This is a genomic window from Sphingomonas sp. PP-CE-1G-424, from assembly GCF_004341085.1.
In the GTDB taxonomy this organism is placed as follows: Bacteria; Pseudomonadota; Alphaproteobacteria; order Sphingomonadales; family Sphingomonadaceae; genus Sphingomonas.
This window is the reverse complement of record NZ_SLXW01000002.1, coordinates 240,460-254,587: the sequence shown is the minus strand read 5'-3', so window position 1 is coordinate 254,587 and position 14,128 is coordinate 240,460. Positions and strand designations below refer to the sequence as shown.

The window sequence follows — 14,128 nt, the reverse complement described above, 5'->3', positions numbered from 1 at the left end:
GGGTGGGTGAAGGCACCATTATGCGTCCTTCATGATCTTTTTCAGGGCTTCGCCGATGCGGACCGGCCCCGGGAAATACGCCCATTCGAGGCTGTGCGGGTACGGCGTGTCGAACCCGGTCACGCGCTCGATCGGCGCTTCGAGATGGTAGAAACAGCGTTCCTGGACGATCGCCGACAGCTCCGCGCCGAAGCCGCTGGTGCGCGTCGCCTCGTGGACGATCATGCAGCGACCGGTCTTCTTCACCGACGCTTCGATCGTCTCGATGTCGAGCGGCACGAGCGTGCGCAGGTCGACGATCTCGGCGTCGATCCCGGCTTCGGCGACGACGGCCGTGCAGACATGGACCATCGTGCCGTAGGCGAGGATGGTGAGCGCTTCGCCCGCGCGGACGATCTTCGCCTTGCCGAGCTCGATCTTGTAATAGCCGGTCGGGACTTCGCCGGCCGGATGCTTCGACCAGTTCTGCGACGGGCGATCCCAATAGCCGTCGAACGGGCCGTTATAGATGCGCTTGGGTTCGAAGAAGAGCGTCGGGTCGTTATCCTCGATCGCGGCGATCAGCAGGCCCTTGGCGTCATAGGGCGTCGAGGGGATCACGGTCTTGATGCCGGACATGTGGGTGAAGAGCCCCTCCGGCGACTGGCTGTGCGTCTGGCCGCCGAAGATGCCGCCGCCGAACGGCGAGCGCACCGTGATCGGCGAGGTGAACTCGCCGGCGGAGCGGTAGCGCAGGCGTGCGGCTTCGGAGACGAGCTGGTCGAGCGCGGGATAGATGTAGTCCGCGAACTGGATTTCGGGGACGGGGCGCAGGCCGTACGCGCCCATCCCGACCGCGACGCCGATGATGCCGCATTCGGTGATCGGGGTGTCGAACACGCGCGTCTTGCCATGCTTGGCCTGGAGCCCGGCGGTCGCGCGAAAAACGCCGCCGAAATAGCCGACGTCCTCGCCCATGACGATCACGTCCGGATCGCGCTTCATCATGATGTCCATGGCGGAGTTGATCGCCTGGATCATGTTCATGCGAGTGGTGGGTTCGGCGTCCGTTGTTTCGGACTCGTGTGCCTCGATCATGTCGCTCATGCCTTGCGATCCCACGGACGGCCTGACGCCGTTTCTTCATCGAGCATCTGCTGGCGCTGCTCCTTCAGATGCCAGGGCATTTCCTCGAACACGCCGTCGAACAACGACTCGAGCGGCTGGTGCAGGCCGTGGCCGAGGATGCCGTTCTTCTCGGCTTCCTTCTGCGCGGCCTTGACCTGCTCGGCGAGTTCCTTGTCCTGTGCCGCGTGGCGCTCCTCGTCCCATTCGCCGATCGCGATGAGATGGTCCTTGAGGCGCTTGATCGGGTCGCCGAGCGGCCAGGCGTTGGGTTCGCCCTCGCTGCGATACTGGCCGGGATCGTCGGAGGTCGAGTGGCCTTCCGCGCGGTAGGTGAAGTGCTCGATCAGCGTCGGGCCCTGATTGGTCCGCGCGCGCTCGGCAGCCCATTCGGTCGCGGCATAGACTGCCAGCGCGTCATTGCCGTCGACCCGGAGCCCAGCGATGCCGTAGCCGACCGCGCGCGCTGCGAAGGTCGTCGCCTCAGCGCCGGCGAACCCGGAGAAGCTGGAAATCGCCCACTGGTTGTTGACGACGTTGAAGATCACCGGCGCGCGGTAGACCGCGGCGAACGTGCACGCCGAGTGGAAGTCGCCCTCGGCAGTGGAGCCTTCACCGCACCAAGTCGCGGCGATCCGCGTGTCGCCCTTAGCCGCCGAGGCCATCGCCCAGCCGACCGCCTGGGGATATTGCGTCGTGAGGTTGCCCGAGATCGAGAAGAACCCGGCTTCCTTGACCGAATACATGATCGGCAGCTGCTTGCCGCCGAGCCTGTCCGCGGTGTTCGAATAGATTTGGTTCATCATGTCGACGAGGCTCCAGCCCCGCGCGATCAACAGCCCCTGCTGGCGGTAGGAGGGGAAGCACATGTCCTCGTAATCGAGCGCGTAGGCCGCCGCGACCGCGACCGCCTCCTCGCCGAGCGCCTTCATGTAGAAGCTGGTCTTGCCCTGCCGCTGGGCGCGGAACATGCGCTCGTCGAACGCGCGGAGCAGCGCCATGCTGCGCAACATCCGGCGCATCACGTCGGGCGAGAGCTTGGGGTCCCACGGGCCGACCGCGTTGCCGTCGTCATCGAGCACGCGGACCAGCGTATAGGCGAGATCGATGAAGTCGGACGCCTTGTCTGCGGTGTCGGGACGGCGCGCCTCGCCGGCGGGCGGCACGTCGACTTCGGCGAAGTCCACCGCGTCGCCGGGGCGGAACTTCGGCTCGGGGATATGCAGCGTAAGTGGCTGCAAATTGGCGCGCGGATGCTCGCTTGCCATCGTGATTCCATCTCCATGAGGCCGCTGTGACCGCGGAACACTCTTACCGAAGCTTGTTATTAAATTTCAACGCAGATTGCGAGGGGGAGTTGCGCATTCACGATGTGCCGCGCGGATTTTTCTCCCCCTCCGCAGAATTCAGCCGCCGACGGTCTGTTCGATCACGCCGAAGATCGGATGGCGCTTGTCGTCCTCCGCCCAGATGCGGACGACGTCACCCTGCTTGAGGAACGGCGTGACGGGCTTGCCGCCCTGGATGGTTTCGATGGTCCGCACTTCGGCGAGACAGGAGTAGCCGACGCCACCCTCGGCTACCGACTTGCCGGGACCACCATCGGCACCGCGGTTCGATACGGTGCCCGAGCCGACGATCGTCCCTGCGCCGAGCTTTCGGGTCTTGGCGGCGTGCGCGACCAGCGTGCCGAAATCGAACGTCATGTCCTCGCCCGCCTCGGCGCGCCCCAGTGGCTGGCCGTTGAGATCGACCATCAGCTTGCGGTGGAGCTTGCCGTCCTTCCACCAGTCGCCCAGCGAGTCGGGCGTGACGAAGACGGGCGAGAATGCGCTGGCCGGCTTCGACTGGAAGAAGCCGAAGCCCTTGCCGAGCTCGCCGGGGATCAGGTTGCGCAAGCTCACGTCGTTCGTGAGCCCGACCAGCAGGATCGCCGCCAGCGCCTCGTCGCGACTCGCGCCGAGCGGGACGTCGCCGGTGACGACGACGACCTCGCCCTCCATGTCGCAGCCCCAGGACTCGTCGGCGAGCGGGATCGGATCGCGCGGGCCGAGGAACCCGTCCGAGCCACCCTGGTACATCAGCGGGTCGTGCCAGAAACTGTCGGGCATCTCCGCCGCGCGCGCCTGTCGCACGAGCGCAACATGATTCACGTAGGCCGAGCCATCCGCCCACTGATACGCACGCGGCAACGGCGACTCGGCGTCATGCTCATGAAAGCGCCGCATCGGGATCATCTCGTGCTCGAGATCGGTCGACAGGTTCTTGAGGTCGATCGAAAGCCGGTCCCAGTCGTCGAGCGCGGCCTGCAGCGTCGGCGCGATATGGCTCGCATCGGCGTACCAGGCGAGGTCGTTGGAGACGACCACGAGCTTCCCGTCTCGTCCGCGGGTGGCGTCGGGATGCTTCAGGCTGGCCAGTTTCATGGTGCGGATCCTCTATATGTTTGCACGCATCCTACGCCCGTGACGGAGTTCAAGTCGAGCACGCCGCGCCCGAGAAACCTGATTTTAGTAAGAGCGGAGCGATTTCCGGCCTGATACAAACAGGCCTGCGTAACGGTTGAGGAAGTCGAGCATGCCCAGATACTTCTTCGACATCGACAACCATAAACACGTCAACGACGACGACGGTACCGATCTGGCCGACGACGAGGAAGCGCGCGTCCAGGCGGTGATCTTCGCGGGCGACTATCTTAGCGACCATCCGGCGATCGCCCGTCATGGCGCGCGCTTCCGTGTGGCGGTCCGCAACGATCGAGGCAGCGTGCTTCTGGCGGTTGCCGTCACGATCGACGAACCCGGCGACAGCTCACCGCTCTGACCCCAAATCGTCCCATGTCTTAAGCCGATTTAGCCGCGCGGCGCCGACTCGACGCACCGCGCGAATGCGTCGCGATAATATAACATGGGTTTTGTCATGCTTCTCAATCCTGGGATAAGGTGCGTTCCCTTGCGACGCGCTATCCCAGAGAGGGTGACAGCGAGAAACGAGTGCTCCTGCCCTGGATGCGGAGAGTGCACGTGGATATGTCCACCGTGACTGAACAGGTTATACGGAAATTCGAGTCGCGAACGACGCTGCGTGCGGACGATCGCGTTCAAATCGCCGCGTTGCCGTTCAAGGTTCGGACGCTCGATGCGTCGACGTATATGCTGCGTGAGGGCCAGCGCCCTACCCGGTGCGCGTTCATCCTCGACGGCCTCGCCTATCGCCAGAAGCTGACGCCCAATGGCGAACGCGAGATCGTGTCGATCCTGATGCCCGGCGAGTTCGTCGACCTGCAGAACCTGTTCCTCGATGAATCCGATCACGATATCCAGGCGCTGACCCGGCTGACGCTGGCCGAGGTGCCGATCGTGGCGTTGCGGCAGTTCATCGAGACGTGCCCGGCGGCGGGTCAGGCGTTGTGGATCGACGCGCTGGTCGAAGCGTCGATCCACCGCGAATGGTTGCTCAACGTCGGGCGGCGCAACGCGCGCAGCCGGCTTGCGCATCTGCTGTGCGAGTTCTCGGTGCGGTTCAAGACATCAGCCTTGGGAGGCGGGATGGCGTACGAGTTGCCGATGACGCAGGAGCAGCTCGGCGATGCGCTCGGGCTGACCCCGGTGCACGTCAACCGCGTGCTGAAATCGCTCGAATCGGACGGCCTGATCGCGCGCAAGAAGCGTCAGGTCAGCGTGACCGACTGGCCCCGCCTGCGGGATGCCGCGGAGTTCAACGAACGCTATCTGCACCTGGGACAGATCCGGAGCTGACACCGCCACGGGTCCCGATCGGCGCCGCAGGTTGACTTTTCGACGATGATACGCCAGATGGCGCTCATCGAAGCGTAATGCAGCGTGATTGGACCTTTACGGTCTTAGCTCCGCCTCGGTCGTTTCCAACGGGCTTCCCTTTTCACGCGGGGTGTCAAAACACCACCGCCCCTCGCGCGTCCTTGTGTGGATTCGCGAGCCCGGCATCTATTTGAGAGACTATTCATGTCATTTGCAAACCTCGGCCTTGCCGAGCCGCTCGTCCGTGCGCTCGAAGCCAAGGGCTATACCGAGCCGACGCCGATCCAGGCCCAGTCGATCCCGATCCTGCTCGAGGGCGGCGACCTGCTCGGCATCGCGCAGACCGGCACCGGCAAGACCGCCGCATTCGTGCTGCCGTCGATCCAGCGCCTGACCGAAAACCAGAAGCGCGTCCTGCCGACGCATTGCCGCATGCTGGTGCTCGCACCGACGCGCGAACTCGCCAGCCAGATCGCCGACAGCGCGCGCGCCTATGGTCAGTTCAGCAAGATGTCGGTGACGACCGTGTTCGGCGGCACCAGCATCAACAAGAACCGCCAGGACATGAGCCGCGGCGTCGACATCCTCGTCGCCACGCCGGGCCGCCTGATCGACCTGATCGAGCAGGGCTTCGTGAACCTGTCGATGATCGAGATCCTCGTGCTCGACGAAGCCGACCAGATGATGGACCTCGGCTTCATCCACGCGCTGAAGAAGATCGTCCGCATGCTGCCGAAGAAGCGCCAGACGCTGTTCTTCTCGGCGACGATGCCGGTCGCGATCCGTGAGCTGGCGTCGCAGTTCCTGCTCGACCCTAAGACGGTGTCGGTGAAGCCCGCTGCGACGACCGCCGAGCGCGTCGACCAGTATGTTACCTTCTGCAACCAGTCGGAAAAGCAGGCGCTGCTGACGATCACGCTGGCCGATCCGGCGATCGATCGCGCGCTCGTGTTCACGCGCACCAAGCATGGCGCCGACCGCGTCGTGAAGCTGCTCGCGGGCAATGGCATCGCCTCGAACGCGATCCACGGCAACAAGAGCCAGGGCCAGCGTGAGCGGGCCCTCGGCGAGTTCAAGCAGGGCAAGGTCAAGGTCCTGATCGCGACCGACATCGCCGCACGCGGCATCGACGTCTCCGGCGTCAGCCACGTCATCAACTTCGAGCTGCCGAACGTCGCCGAGCAATATGTCCACCGCATCGGCCGTACTGCGCGTGCGGGCGCCAGCGGAATCGCCGTCGCGTTCTGCGCGGATGACGAGAAGGCCTACCTGCGCGACATCGAGCGGATCACCCGCCAGAAGGTCCAGGTCCGGTCGCTGCCGGACGATTTCGTCAACCTGTCGAACCAGATCAAGCAGACGCGCGTGAAGACGATGGGTGCCGACCCCGAGGTCCGGATCGACCGTCCGCGCGATCCGGCACGGCCGCGTGCGACGCATTCGCCGCGGGCGACCGGTACGACCGGCCGCAACTATGCAGGTGCGAGCCGTGGTGGCCAGGGTGGCGGCGGTCAGGGCGGCGGCGGCGGTCGTCCCCAGGGCGGTGGTCGTCCCGGCGGTCAGGGCGGCGGTGGTCGTCCGGCTGGCGGCGGCGGTGGTGGTCGTGGTCCGAGCCGCGGCGCGGGCCCGAGCTCGGCACGCTAAGGAGCATTCGTTCGCCTCGCGGGTTTGGTGTAGACCGGTCCCGCGAGGAGAATGCTCATGGACGTTTCCACTACACCTGTCGCCGAACGCGTCGCACGCGTGCTGGCGGGACAGCGGATCAGCGCGAACGCCGGCGGCGATGCCGAGTCGGCGTCTCGGCTGATCGATGCGGCGTGGGCGGATTATCTTCCGGACGCGCTGGCGGTGCTGAAGACGTTGCGCGAGCCTGACAAGGCGATGGCCGCGGCGGGTGATCCTGCGGTTTGGGAAGTGATGATCCTTGCGGGGATCAAGGATGCCAAGCCGGTGACGGTGGTCCTCTAAAAACTTGTTCACCCGCGAAGGCGGGGACCCAGTCTGGGCACCCGCCTTCGCGGGTGAACAAGCTGGGCGTACGCACACTCAGCACACGCAGTCCACCCCGGCGGAGGCCGGGGCCCAATTGGTAAGGCTGACATGGCGAGGCGCCTCGCTCCGTTACCATCGTCCCCAATTGGGTCCCGGCCTTCGCCGGAGTGGTGTTTTGGTTAGCCTCGATACCCTAAATCAGCTGATCGTTGTCAGCCATTCCGCTTCGTTCGCGCGCTCCGTGCACAGCGCGTTGGCAGGCGCCTCTTTGTCCTCATAGCCAATCGCCATGCCGCAGAAGAGCATGCGGTCGTCGGGCAGATCCAAGAACCGCCCGACCGTTTCCGGATACATCGCCCAGCATTCCTGCGGGCAGGTGGCGAGGCCGGCGTCGACCGCGAGCAGCATCAGGTTTTGCAGGTACATGCCGAGGTCCGACCATTGTGGCGGGCCCATGCGGCGATCGACCGTGCAAAAATAAGCGGCGGGGGCGCCGAAGAATTCGAAGTTCCGAGCGAACCATTTGTGCCGCGCCGACTTGTCGTCGCGGGGGATGCCGAGGTGCGCGTACATCGCTTCGCCGACCGCGTAGCGGCGGTCTCGGTATGGGGCGACGAGGTCTCGCGGGTAGACGTCGTAGGCTGGGGTTTCGGTTGCGCCGGTGGCGAGTTTTTCGGCCATCGTCGCCTTGAGGCGGGCGAGGGGTTCGCCTTGGACGATGGCGATGTGCCAAGGTTGGAGGTTGCCACCGGTTGCGGCTCGGGACGCTTTTATCGCGAGGTCGTGGAGGAGTGCGGGATCGACCGGGGTGTCGAGTAAGCCTCGGACGGAGCGGCGAGCGGCTATGGCTTCGGTCACGTCCACGGTGTTCTCCTCTCTAATTCTGTTCTCCTGCGAACGCAGGAGAACAGGGTTGCGAGCGTTTCGCCATGTTACCCTGGATTCCTGCGTTCGCAGGAAAACGGTTAGGCTTGGCCCTTACAGCACGAACCGGCTCAGGTCGGTGTTGCGGGCAATTTCCTTCAGCTGGCTGTCGACGTACGCGCCGTCGATGACGAGGTTCGAGCCGCCTCTGTCTTCGGCGTTGTAGCTCACCTCTTCCAGCAGCTTTTCCATTACCGTCTGCAGACGCCGCGCACCGATGTTTTCGATCTCGGAGTTCACTTCGGCGGCGATGCGCGCGATCGCGGCGATGCCGTCTTCGGTAAACTCGATGCCGACGCCTTCGGTGGCGATCAGCGCCTTGTATTGCAGCGGCAGCGACGCTTTGGTGTCGGACAGGATCGCGACGAAATCGGCTTCGGTAAGCCCCTTCAGTTCGACCCGGATCGGCAGGCGGCCCTGCAATTCGGGGAGCAGGTCGCTTGGCTTGGCGACGTGGAACGCGCCCGAGGCGATGAAGAGGATGTGGTCGGTCTTCATCGGGCCGTACTTGGTCGCAACCGTCGTGCCCTCAATTAGCGGGAGCAGGTCGCGCTGGACGCCTTCCCGGCTGATCGAACCGCCGCGGCCGTCCGCGACCGCGATCTTGTCGATCTCGTCGAGGAAGACGATGCCGTTGGCTTCCGCATCGGCCAGCGCCGCGCGGCTGACCTCGTCCTGGTCGAGGCGCTTGTCGGCCTCTTCCTCGACGAGCTTGTCCCAGGCCGCGTGGACCGTGAGTTTCCGCCGCTTGAGTTGCTGGCCGCCGCCGAACGACTTCATCATCTCGCCGAGGTTGATCATCTGCGGCGCGCCGCCGGGAATCTCGAACGGCGTGGTCGGCGCCTGCTCGACCTCGATCTCGACTTCGGCATTGTTGAGGTGGCCGTCGAGGAAGCGCTGCTTGAAGCTCTCGCGCGTCGCTTCACTCGCGTTCTTGCCGGTGAGCGCGTCGAGCAGGCGCGACATCGCTGCCTCCTCGGCCTTGTCCTTGACCGCGACGCGACGGCGTTCCTTTTCGAGGCGGATGGCTTCCTCGACGAGGTCGCGGGCGATCTGTTCGACGTCGCGGCCGACATAGCCGACCTCGGTGAACTTGGTCGCCTCGACCTTCACGAACGGCGCGTCGGCGAGCTTGGCCAGACGGCGGCTGATCTCGGTCTTGCCGCAGCCGGTCGGTCCGATCATCAGGATGTTCTTCGGCGTGACCTCGTCGCGGAGGTCTTCGCTGAGCTGCTGACGGCGCCAGCGGTTGCGCATCGCGACCGCGACCGCGCGTTTCGCGGCGGCCTGGCCGATGATGTGGGCGTCGAGCGCGGCGACGATTGCCTTCGGAGTGAGCTGGTCGTTCATTTGTTTACCTTCTCCCCTCCCGCTCGGGAGGGGTCGGGGGAGGGCGTGGCCGCAGCGAAAGGCGCGGGTGGGTGTATTTCAGCCCCTCCCCTAACCCCTCCCGCAAGCGGGAGGGGGACTACGTGGTCGAATCCATCGTTTCGACCGTGAGGCGGTCGTTGGTGTAGACGCAGAGCTCGGACGCGATGTGCATCGCCTTGCGGCACAACACTTCGGCGTCGGTCTCGTATTCTACCAGCGCTCGGGCGGCGGCGAGCGCGTAGTTGCCGCCGGAGCCGATCGCGGCGACGCCGTTCTCGGGTTCGAGGACGTCGCCGTTGCCGGTGAGGATCAGCGTCACGTCCTTGTCGGCGACGATCATCATCGCTTCGAGGTTGCGGAGGAACTTGTCGGTGCGCCAGTCCTTGGCGAGTTCGACCGCGGCGCGGAGGAGCTGGCCCTGGTGTGCTTCGAGTTTGCGTTCGAGGCGTTCGAACAGCGTGAAGGCGTCGGCGGTGGCGCCGGCGAATCCGCCGATGACGCTGCCGTCGCCTAGGCGGCGCACCTTGCGCGCGTTGGGTTTCATGACGGTCTGGCCCATCGAGACCTGGCCGTCGCCGATCACGACAACCTTGCCGCCGCGGCGGACCGAGAGGATCGTGGTGCCGTGCCAGGTCGGCATGGCGTGGGGGTCGTTGCTCATGGCAGCGATGTAGGGTTTGGTTTTGGGGGTGCAACGCCCCCTGCCGCCTCCCATCCCCCCTCTCCCATCATCCGTCATCCCCGCGCAGGCGGGGATCCAGACCCTCGGACCTCACCCGTTCATCACTGAAGTCAGCCAGTATGGGTTCCCGCCTCCGCGGGAATGACGAAGGAGGCTTGGGTGGTTACCGCCCCTTCCCCCATTCCCGCACTACCGTGTAGCCAAGGTAGCCGGTGCCGAAGAGCGCGTAGAGGGGTTCGGGGATTGCATTCAAATACGCTGCCATCCCTGCCGCGATTGCCTGCGCCATTTGCGGGCGGACGGCGGCGATCAGGCCTGCGGGGATCGCGCCGAGCAGCAATGTGTACATCACGTAGAGGAACGTCGGGCGGGCTCGGGTGATCCAGGGATCTGGTGCGGGATCAAGGGGTTGCGGGGTCATTGGCTGCCTCCGGCAAAAGTGAAGTATAGGAAGTGTAGACGCTGGGAGCGTTTCGCCGGGGCGTCAGGTGCGGTTGGCGAGCCAGCCGTAGAGGAAGGCTTCGTTGGCGGGACGGGTCTCGGCTAGCGCGACGTAGCGTTCGCCCTGGAGCGCCTCGATCGCTTTCAGCAGCACGGTTTCGCCGCGGGGTTTTCGGCGGGATAGGAAGGCGTCGAGCGCGGTGAGCGTCGCTGGGCCGATACGGCCGTCGAGGGTCATGTCGGGATAGTCGGTGGCGCCGCGGTTGAGCGCGTTGAGCGCGCGTTGGAGGAAGGTGGCGGCGACGGCGGGTCCCATGTTGATGCCGGTGTCGAACAGTTCTTCGGCGATTTTCGGGGCTCGGGGGGCGATCTGGTCGAAGGCGGGGCGGGTCCAGTAGAGGCGGCGGTAGATGGTTTCGGCCTGGTCGCGGGGGAAGTTGCGCATGTCTCCGGGGTAGCCGTTGGTGCGGGCTACTTGTTGCGTGATGCCGTATCTGGTGGGGCCGCCGCGGTCCGCGGGGTGGTTGGAGTAGCCCCCTTCGCGGTCGATGACGGCGTCGATTAGGTGGTCGATGGTCATGATGTGGGTCCCGCCCTGTTTGGGGGTGGATCGAACCATATTGGTTCGCTGTAGGACAGGGGAAATTGGTCGCCTCTCCCGCTGCGCGCTCACCGTGGTCGCTGAGGCGCAACCTGCCCCCCTCCCTGGAAGGGAGGGGTTGGGGGTGGGTCGGCCTGCTTGGGTCTGGTGCGTTCGTATGCGGAAGCCGACCCACCCCCTGCCCCTCCCTTCCAGGGAGGGGGGTGAGAAGTGATCTTCATCCTCTGCACCACCCCGGCGGAGGCCGGGGTCCAATTGGGGGACGGTGCTGACTGAGGGCGGCGCTTCGTTAGGTTCGGCGTTCCAATTGGGCCCCGGCCTTCGCCGGGGTGGTGGCACCTTCTGGGTGGCGGCACTCTTGGTTCGACACTTGGTAGGGCAAACGTGCCCCCCTGCCCCCCAAACCGACGCTACGTCCGCGCGGGGTTGGCGGATCGGTCCCCCTGCGGCTATGCGCTGCCTTGAACATGCGCCGCGGGGCTGCCCGCGTGCCCCACCCGGTCGCCGCCGCGGCCGACAGGTTAGGAAGACCATGGAAGACGATTTCCGCAAGGCCGCGCTCGATTATCACCGCTATCCAAAGCCGGGCAAACTCTCGGTCGAGGCGACCAAGCGGATGGCGACGCAGCGCGACCTCGCGCTCGCCTATTCGCCGGGCGTCGCCGCTGCTTGCGAGGAGATCGCCGCCGATCCGGACAAGGCGCGCGACTATACCGCTCGCGGAAATCTCGTGGCCGTGATCACCAACGGGACCGCGGTGCTCGGGCTCGGCGCGATCGGTGCGCTCGCGTCGAAGCCGGTGATGGAGGGCAAGGCGGTGCTCTTCAAGAAATTCGCCGGGATCGACTGTTTCGACATCGAGATCGACCAGCTCGATCCGCAGGCGTTCATCGAGGCGGTCCGCGTGCTCGAGCCGACGTTCGGCGGGATCAATCTCGAGGATATCAAGGCACCCGAATGCTTCGAGATCGAGACGAAGCTGCGCGAGGTGATGAACATCCCGGTGTTCCACGACGACCAGCACGGCACCGCGATCGTGTGTGCGGCTGCGGTCCGCAACGTGCTCGAACTGCGCGGCAAGCGGCTCGACCAGATGAAGCTGGTGACGTCGGGCGCAGGCGCGGCGGCGCTGGCGACGGTCGACTTGCTCGTGTCGATGGGGCTCAACCCCGAGAACGTGACGCTCACCGATATCAAGGGCGTCGTCCATGCCGGGCGTGACGAGAACATGCCGCCGAACATGGCGCGCTATGCACGGACGACCAACGCGCGGACCTTGCCGGACGTGCTGGAGGGGGCGGACATCTTCCTTGGCCTGTCGGCGCCGCGCGTGCTGAAGCAGGAATGGCTGCATCTGCTCGCGCCCGATCCGCTGATCCTCGCGCTGGCGAACCCCGAGCCCGAGATCCAGCCGGCGCTGGTCCATGCGACCCGGCCCGATGCGATCATCGCGACGGGCCGTTCGGATTTTCCGAACCAGGTCAACAACGTGCTCTGCTTCCCGTTCATCTTCCGCGGTGCGCTCGACGTCGGCGCGACCGAGATCAACGAGGCGATGAAGGTCGCGGCGGTCGACGCGATCGCGGCCCTCGCACGCGCTACGGCTTCGGATGTGGTCGTGTCGGCCTATGGCGGCGCGACGCCGGTATTCGGGCCGACCTACATCATCCCGAAGCCGTTCGATCCGCGGCTGATCCTGCATGTTGCGCCGGCGGTGGCGAAGGCGGCGATGGAGTCGGGCGTGGCGACGCGGCCGATCGAGGATTTCGACGCGTATCTGCGTGACCTCGAAGTGTTCGTGTATCGCTCGGGCCAGCTGATGCGGCCGATCTTCGCGCGCGCCAAGCAGGCCGGGCGCTCGATCGCGTACGGCGAGGGCGAGGACCCGCGGACGCTGCGCGCGGTGCAGACGGTGATCGACGAGGGCATCGGCCGGCCGGTGCTGATCGGGCGGCGTGAAGTCATCGCCGAGCGGATCGAGGCGAGCGGGCTTCGCATGACGATCGGCACCGACGTCGAGGTGCTCGATCCGGGGACCGATCGCGAGGTGTTCGATCCCCTGCTCGCCGGCTACAGCACGCTGGTCGGCCGGCGCGGCACGCCGCCCGACAGCGCCGAGCGTGCGCTGCGGACGCGGCCGAGCGTGGCGGCGGCGATGCTGCTGCGCGAGGGGCGAGTCGATGCGGCGTTGTGCGGTGGCATCGGCGACTGGTGGACGCAGATGACGTACGTCATGCCGCTGTTGCCGCGGAAGCCGGGCGTGTCGCGGCTGTACGCGATGTCGGCGGTGATCCTGCGGACCGGCAGCCTGTTCTTCTGCGATACGCACGTGACGATCGACCCGACCGCCGAGCAGATCGCGGAGATGACGATGCTGGCGGCCGAGGCGGTGCGCGCATTCGCGATCGAGCCGAAGGCGGCGTTGCTGTCGCATTCGAGCTTCGGTGCGTCGCGGTCGCCGTCGGCGCAGAAGATGCGCGCGGGGCATGCGTTGCTGAAGGAGTTCGCGCCGGAGTTCGAGTTCGATGGCGAGATGCACGGCGATGCGGCGCTGTCCGAGGCGCTGCGGCGGCGGTTGGTCGCGGATAGTCCGCTGACCGGATCGGCGAACTTGCTGGTGATGCCGAACATCGATGCGGCGAACATCGCGGTGTCGCTGCTGTCGGCGTCGACCGAATCGGCGCCGCTGGGGCCGATGCTGCTGGGGCTGGCCAAGCCGCTGCAGATGATGGTGCCGAGCGTGACCGCGCGCGGGATCGTGAACCTGAGCGCGATCGCTGTGGGGCATGCCGCGACGGTGCGCGAGACGGCGTAAACCTTCTCCTTCTGCCCCCCTCCCTGGCAGGGAGGGGTTGGGGGTGGGTCGGCTTCCGCATGTTCGGACCGGTGGGGCTCAAGCCGGCCTACCCACCCCCAGCCCCTCCCTTTCAGGGAAGGGAGCGCGTTGCGGGCGGGGTGAGCGTGGCACGCAAGTGAGCAGCGTCGATGCTGCCTGAGCAACGCCGCGTCTTTTCATCGATGTAAGAAAATGGTCGGAGCGACAGGATTCGAACCTGCGACCCCCACACCCCCAGTGTGGTGCGCTACCAGGCTGCGCTACGCTCCGACCGAACGGGCCGCAAGGCGACCCGAGGGGGGCGCACTACGCGGGGTCCGCCCCCGATGCAAGCCCGAACACCGCAGCGATGTCCGCCGCCATCTCGGATGCGCCCGGTCGTATGACGCCCACGTCTC

12 protein-coding genes, 1 tRNA gene and 1 pseudogene are annotated in these 14,128 nt (G+C 65.9%); 5 read left to right on the top strand and 9 right to left on the bottom strand.

Annotated features, from left to right (window positions below; translation table 11 throughout):
• Nucleotides 1-18: 18 nt before the first annotated feature.
• The 3 genes from C8J43_RS06285 to C8J43_RS06275 form a co-directional block, all read right to left on the bottom strand.
• The gene (locus tag C8J43_RS06285) at nt 19-1,026 is read right to left on the bottom strand and encodes an alpha-ketoacid dehydrogenase subunit beta (protein ID WP_133030782.1); all 1,008 of its coding nucleotides are present in this window, start codon (nt 1,024-1,026) and stop codon (nt 19-21) included.
• Nucleotides 1,027-1,082: 56 nt separating this feature from the next.
• Complete coding sequence (locus C8J43_RS06280) at nt 1,083-2,372, bottom strand: thiamine pyrophosphate-dependent enzyme (RefSeq protein ID WP_133030197.1); 1,290 nt, start codon at nt 2,370-2,372, stop codon at nt 1,083-1,085.
• A gap of 138 nt (nt 2,373-2,510) precedes the next feature.
• Nucleotides 2,511-3,530, bottom strand: a complete 1,020-nt coding sequence (locus C8J43_RS06275; RefSeq protein WP_133030196.1) for a fumarylacetoacetate hydrolase family protein — start codon at nt 3,528-3,530, stop codon at nt 2,511-2,513.
• 151 nt (nt 3,531-3,681) lie between these two features.
• On the opposite strand from C8J43_RS06275, the gene C8J43_RS06270 reads away from it, so the two are divergent.
• From C8J43_RS06270 to C8J43_RS06255, 4 genes are all read left to right on the top strand, one after another.
• The gene (locus tag C8J43_RS06270; protein WP_133030195.1) at nt 3,682-3,927 is read left to right on the top strand and encodes a hypothetical protein; all 246 of its coding nucleotides are present in this window, start codon (nt 3,682-3,684) and stop codon (nt 3,925-3,927) included.
• 206 nt (nt 3,928-4,133) lie between these two features.
• Nucleotides 4,134-4,862, top strand: a complete 729-nt coding sequence (locus tag C8J43_RS06265; RefSeq protein ID WP_060526428.1) for a Crp/Fnr family transcriptional regulator — start codon at nt 4,134-4,136, stop codon at nt 4,860-4,862.
• Nucleotides 4,863-5,087: 225 nt separating this feature from the next.
• Entirely contained in the window at nt 5,088-6,527 is a 1,440-nt protein-coding gene (locus C8J43_RS06260; protein WP_133030194.1) for a DEAD/DEAH box helicase, read from the top strand.
• 57 nt (nt 6,528-6,584) lie between these two features.
• The gene (locus tag C8J43_RS06255) at nt 6,585-6,851 is read left to right on the top strand and encodes a hypothetical protein (protein WP_133030193.1); all 267 of its coding nucleotides are present in this window, start codon (nt 6,585-6,587) and stop codon (nt 6,849-6,851) included.
• Nucleotides 6,852-7,073: 222 nt separating this feature from the next.
• On the opposite strand, the gene C8J43_RS06250 is transcribed toward C8J43_RS06255, so the two are convergent.
• The 5 genes and pseudogenes from C8J43_RS06250 to C8J43_RS06230 all read right to left on the bottom strand — a co-directional run bounded on the left by C8J43_RS06250 (nt 7,074) and on the right by C8J43_RS06230 (nt 10,873).
• Nucleotides 7,074-7,739 (bottom strand): nitroreductase, encoded by a 666-nt coding sequence (locus tag C8J43_RS06250; protein WP_133030192.1) that lies wholly within the window; start codon nt 7,737-7,739, stop codon nt 7,074-7,076.
• A 114-nt stretch (nt 7,740-7,853) separates the two neighbouring features.
• Nucleotides 7,854-9,149, bottom strand: a complete 1,296-nt coding sequence (gene hslU, locus C8J43_RS06245) for an ATP-dependent protease ATPase subunit HslU (RefSeq protein WP_056489881.1) — start codon at nt 9,147-9,149, stop codon at nt 7,854-7,856.
• Nucleotides 9,150-9,267: 118 nt separating this feature from the next.
• Nucleotides 9,268-9,810: an ATP-dependent protease subunit HslV gene (gene hslV / locus C8J43_RS06240; RefSeq protein WP_056053053.1), complete on the bottom strand. Its 543-nt coding sequence runs from the start codon at nt 9,808-9,810 to the stop codon at nt 9,268-9,270.
• Between the two features lie 205 nt (nt 9,811-10,015).
• Nucleotides 10,016-10,249 (bottom strand): annotated as a pseudogene (locus tag C8J43_RS06235) (3TM-type holin); the annotation flags it as partial.
• Between the two features lie 87 nt (nt 10,250-10,336).
• Nucleotides 10,337-10,873 (bottom strand): glycosyl hydrolase 108 family protein, encoded by a 537-nt coding sequence (locus tag C8J43_RS06230; RefSeq protein WP_133030190.1) that lies wholly within the window; start codon nt 10,871-10,873, stop codon nt 10,337-10,339.
• A gap of 553 nt (nt 10,874-11,426) precedes the next feature.
• Between C8J43_RS06230 and C8J43_RS06225 the strand changes: the two genes are divergently transcribed.
• On the top strand, nt 11,427-13,709 hold the full coding sequence (locus tag C8J43_RS06225) for an NADP-dependent malic enzyme (RefSeq protein WP_133030189.1): 2,283 nt from the start codon (nt 11,427-11,429) through the stop codon (nt 13,707-13,709).
• 214 nt (nt 13,710-13,923) lie between these two features.
• Here the strand turns inward: C8J43_RS06225 and C8J43_RS06220 are convergent.
• Nucleotides 13,924-14,000: transfer RNA gene (locus C8J43_RS06220), tRNA-Pro, on the bottom strand.
• Nucleotides 14,001-14,128 lie beyond the last annotated feature (128 nt).

Excerpts from the sequence above, each read along its gene's own strand:
- C8J43_RS06275 (WP_133030196.1), bottom strand. The coding sequence starts at position 3,530 with ATGAAACTGGCCAGCCTGAAGCATCCCGACGCCACCCGCGGACGAGAC.
- C8J43_RS06270 (WP_133030195.1), top strand. The coding sequence starts at position 3,682 with ATGCCCAGATACTTCTTCGACATCGACAACCATAAACACGTCAACGAC.
- C8J43_RS06260 (WP_133030194.1), top strand. The coding sequence starts at position 5,088 with ATGTCATTTGCAAACCTCGGCCTTGCCGAGCCGCTCGTCCGTGCGCTC.
- C8J43_RS06265 (WP_060526428.1), top strand. The coding sequence starts at position 4,134 with ATGTCCACCGTGACTGAACAGGTTATACGGAAATTCGAGTCGCGAACG.
- hslV (WP_056053053.1), bottom strand. The coding sequence starts at position 9,810 with ATGCCGACCTGGCACGGCACCACGATCCTCTCGGTCCGCCGCGGCGGC.
- hslU (WP_056489881.1), bottom strand. The coding sequence starts at position 9,149 with ATGAACGACCAGCTCACTCCGAAGGCAATCGTCGCCGCGCTCGACGCC.
- C8J43_RS06225 (WP_133030189.1), top strand. The coding sequence starts at position 11,427 with ATGGAAGACGATTTCCGCAAGGCCGCGCTCGATTATCACCGCTATCCA.
- C8J43_RS06255 (WP_133030193.1), top strand. The coding sequence starts at position 6,585 with ATGGACGTTTCCACTACACCTGTCGCCGAACGCGTCGCACGCGTGCTG.
- C8J43_RS06285 (WP_133030782.1), bottom strand. The coding sequence starts at position 1,026 with ATGAACATGATCCAGGCGATCAACTCCGCCATGGACATCATGATGAAG.
- C8J43_RS06230 (WP_133030190.1), bottom strand. The coding sequence starts at position 10,873 with ATGACCATCGACCACCTAATCGACGCCGTCATCGACCGCGAAGGGGGC.
- C8J43_RS06280 (WP_133030197.1), bottom strand. The coding sequence starts at position 2,372 with ATGGCAAGCGAGCATCCGCGCGCCAATTTGCAGCCACTTACGCTGCAT.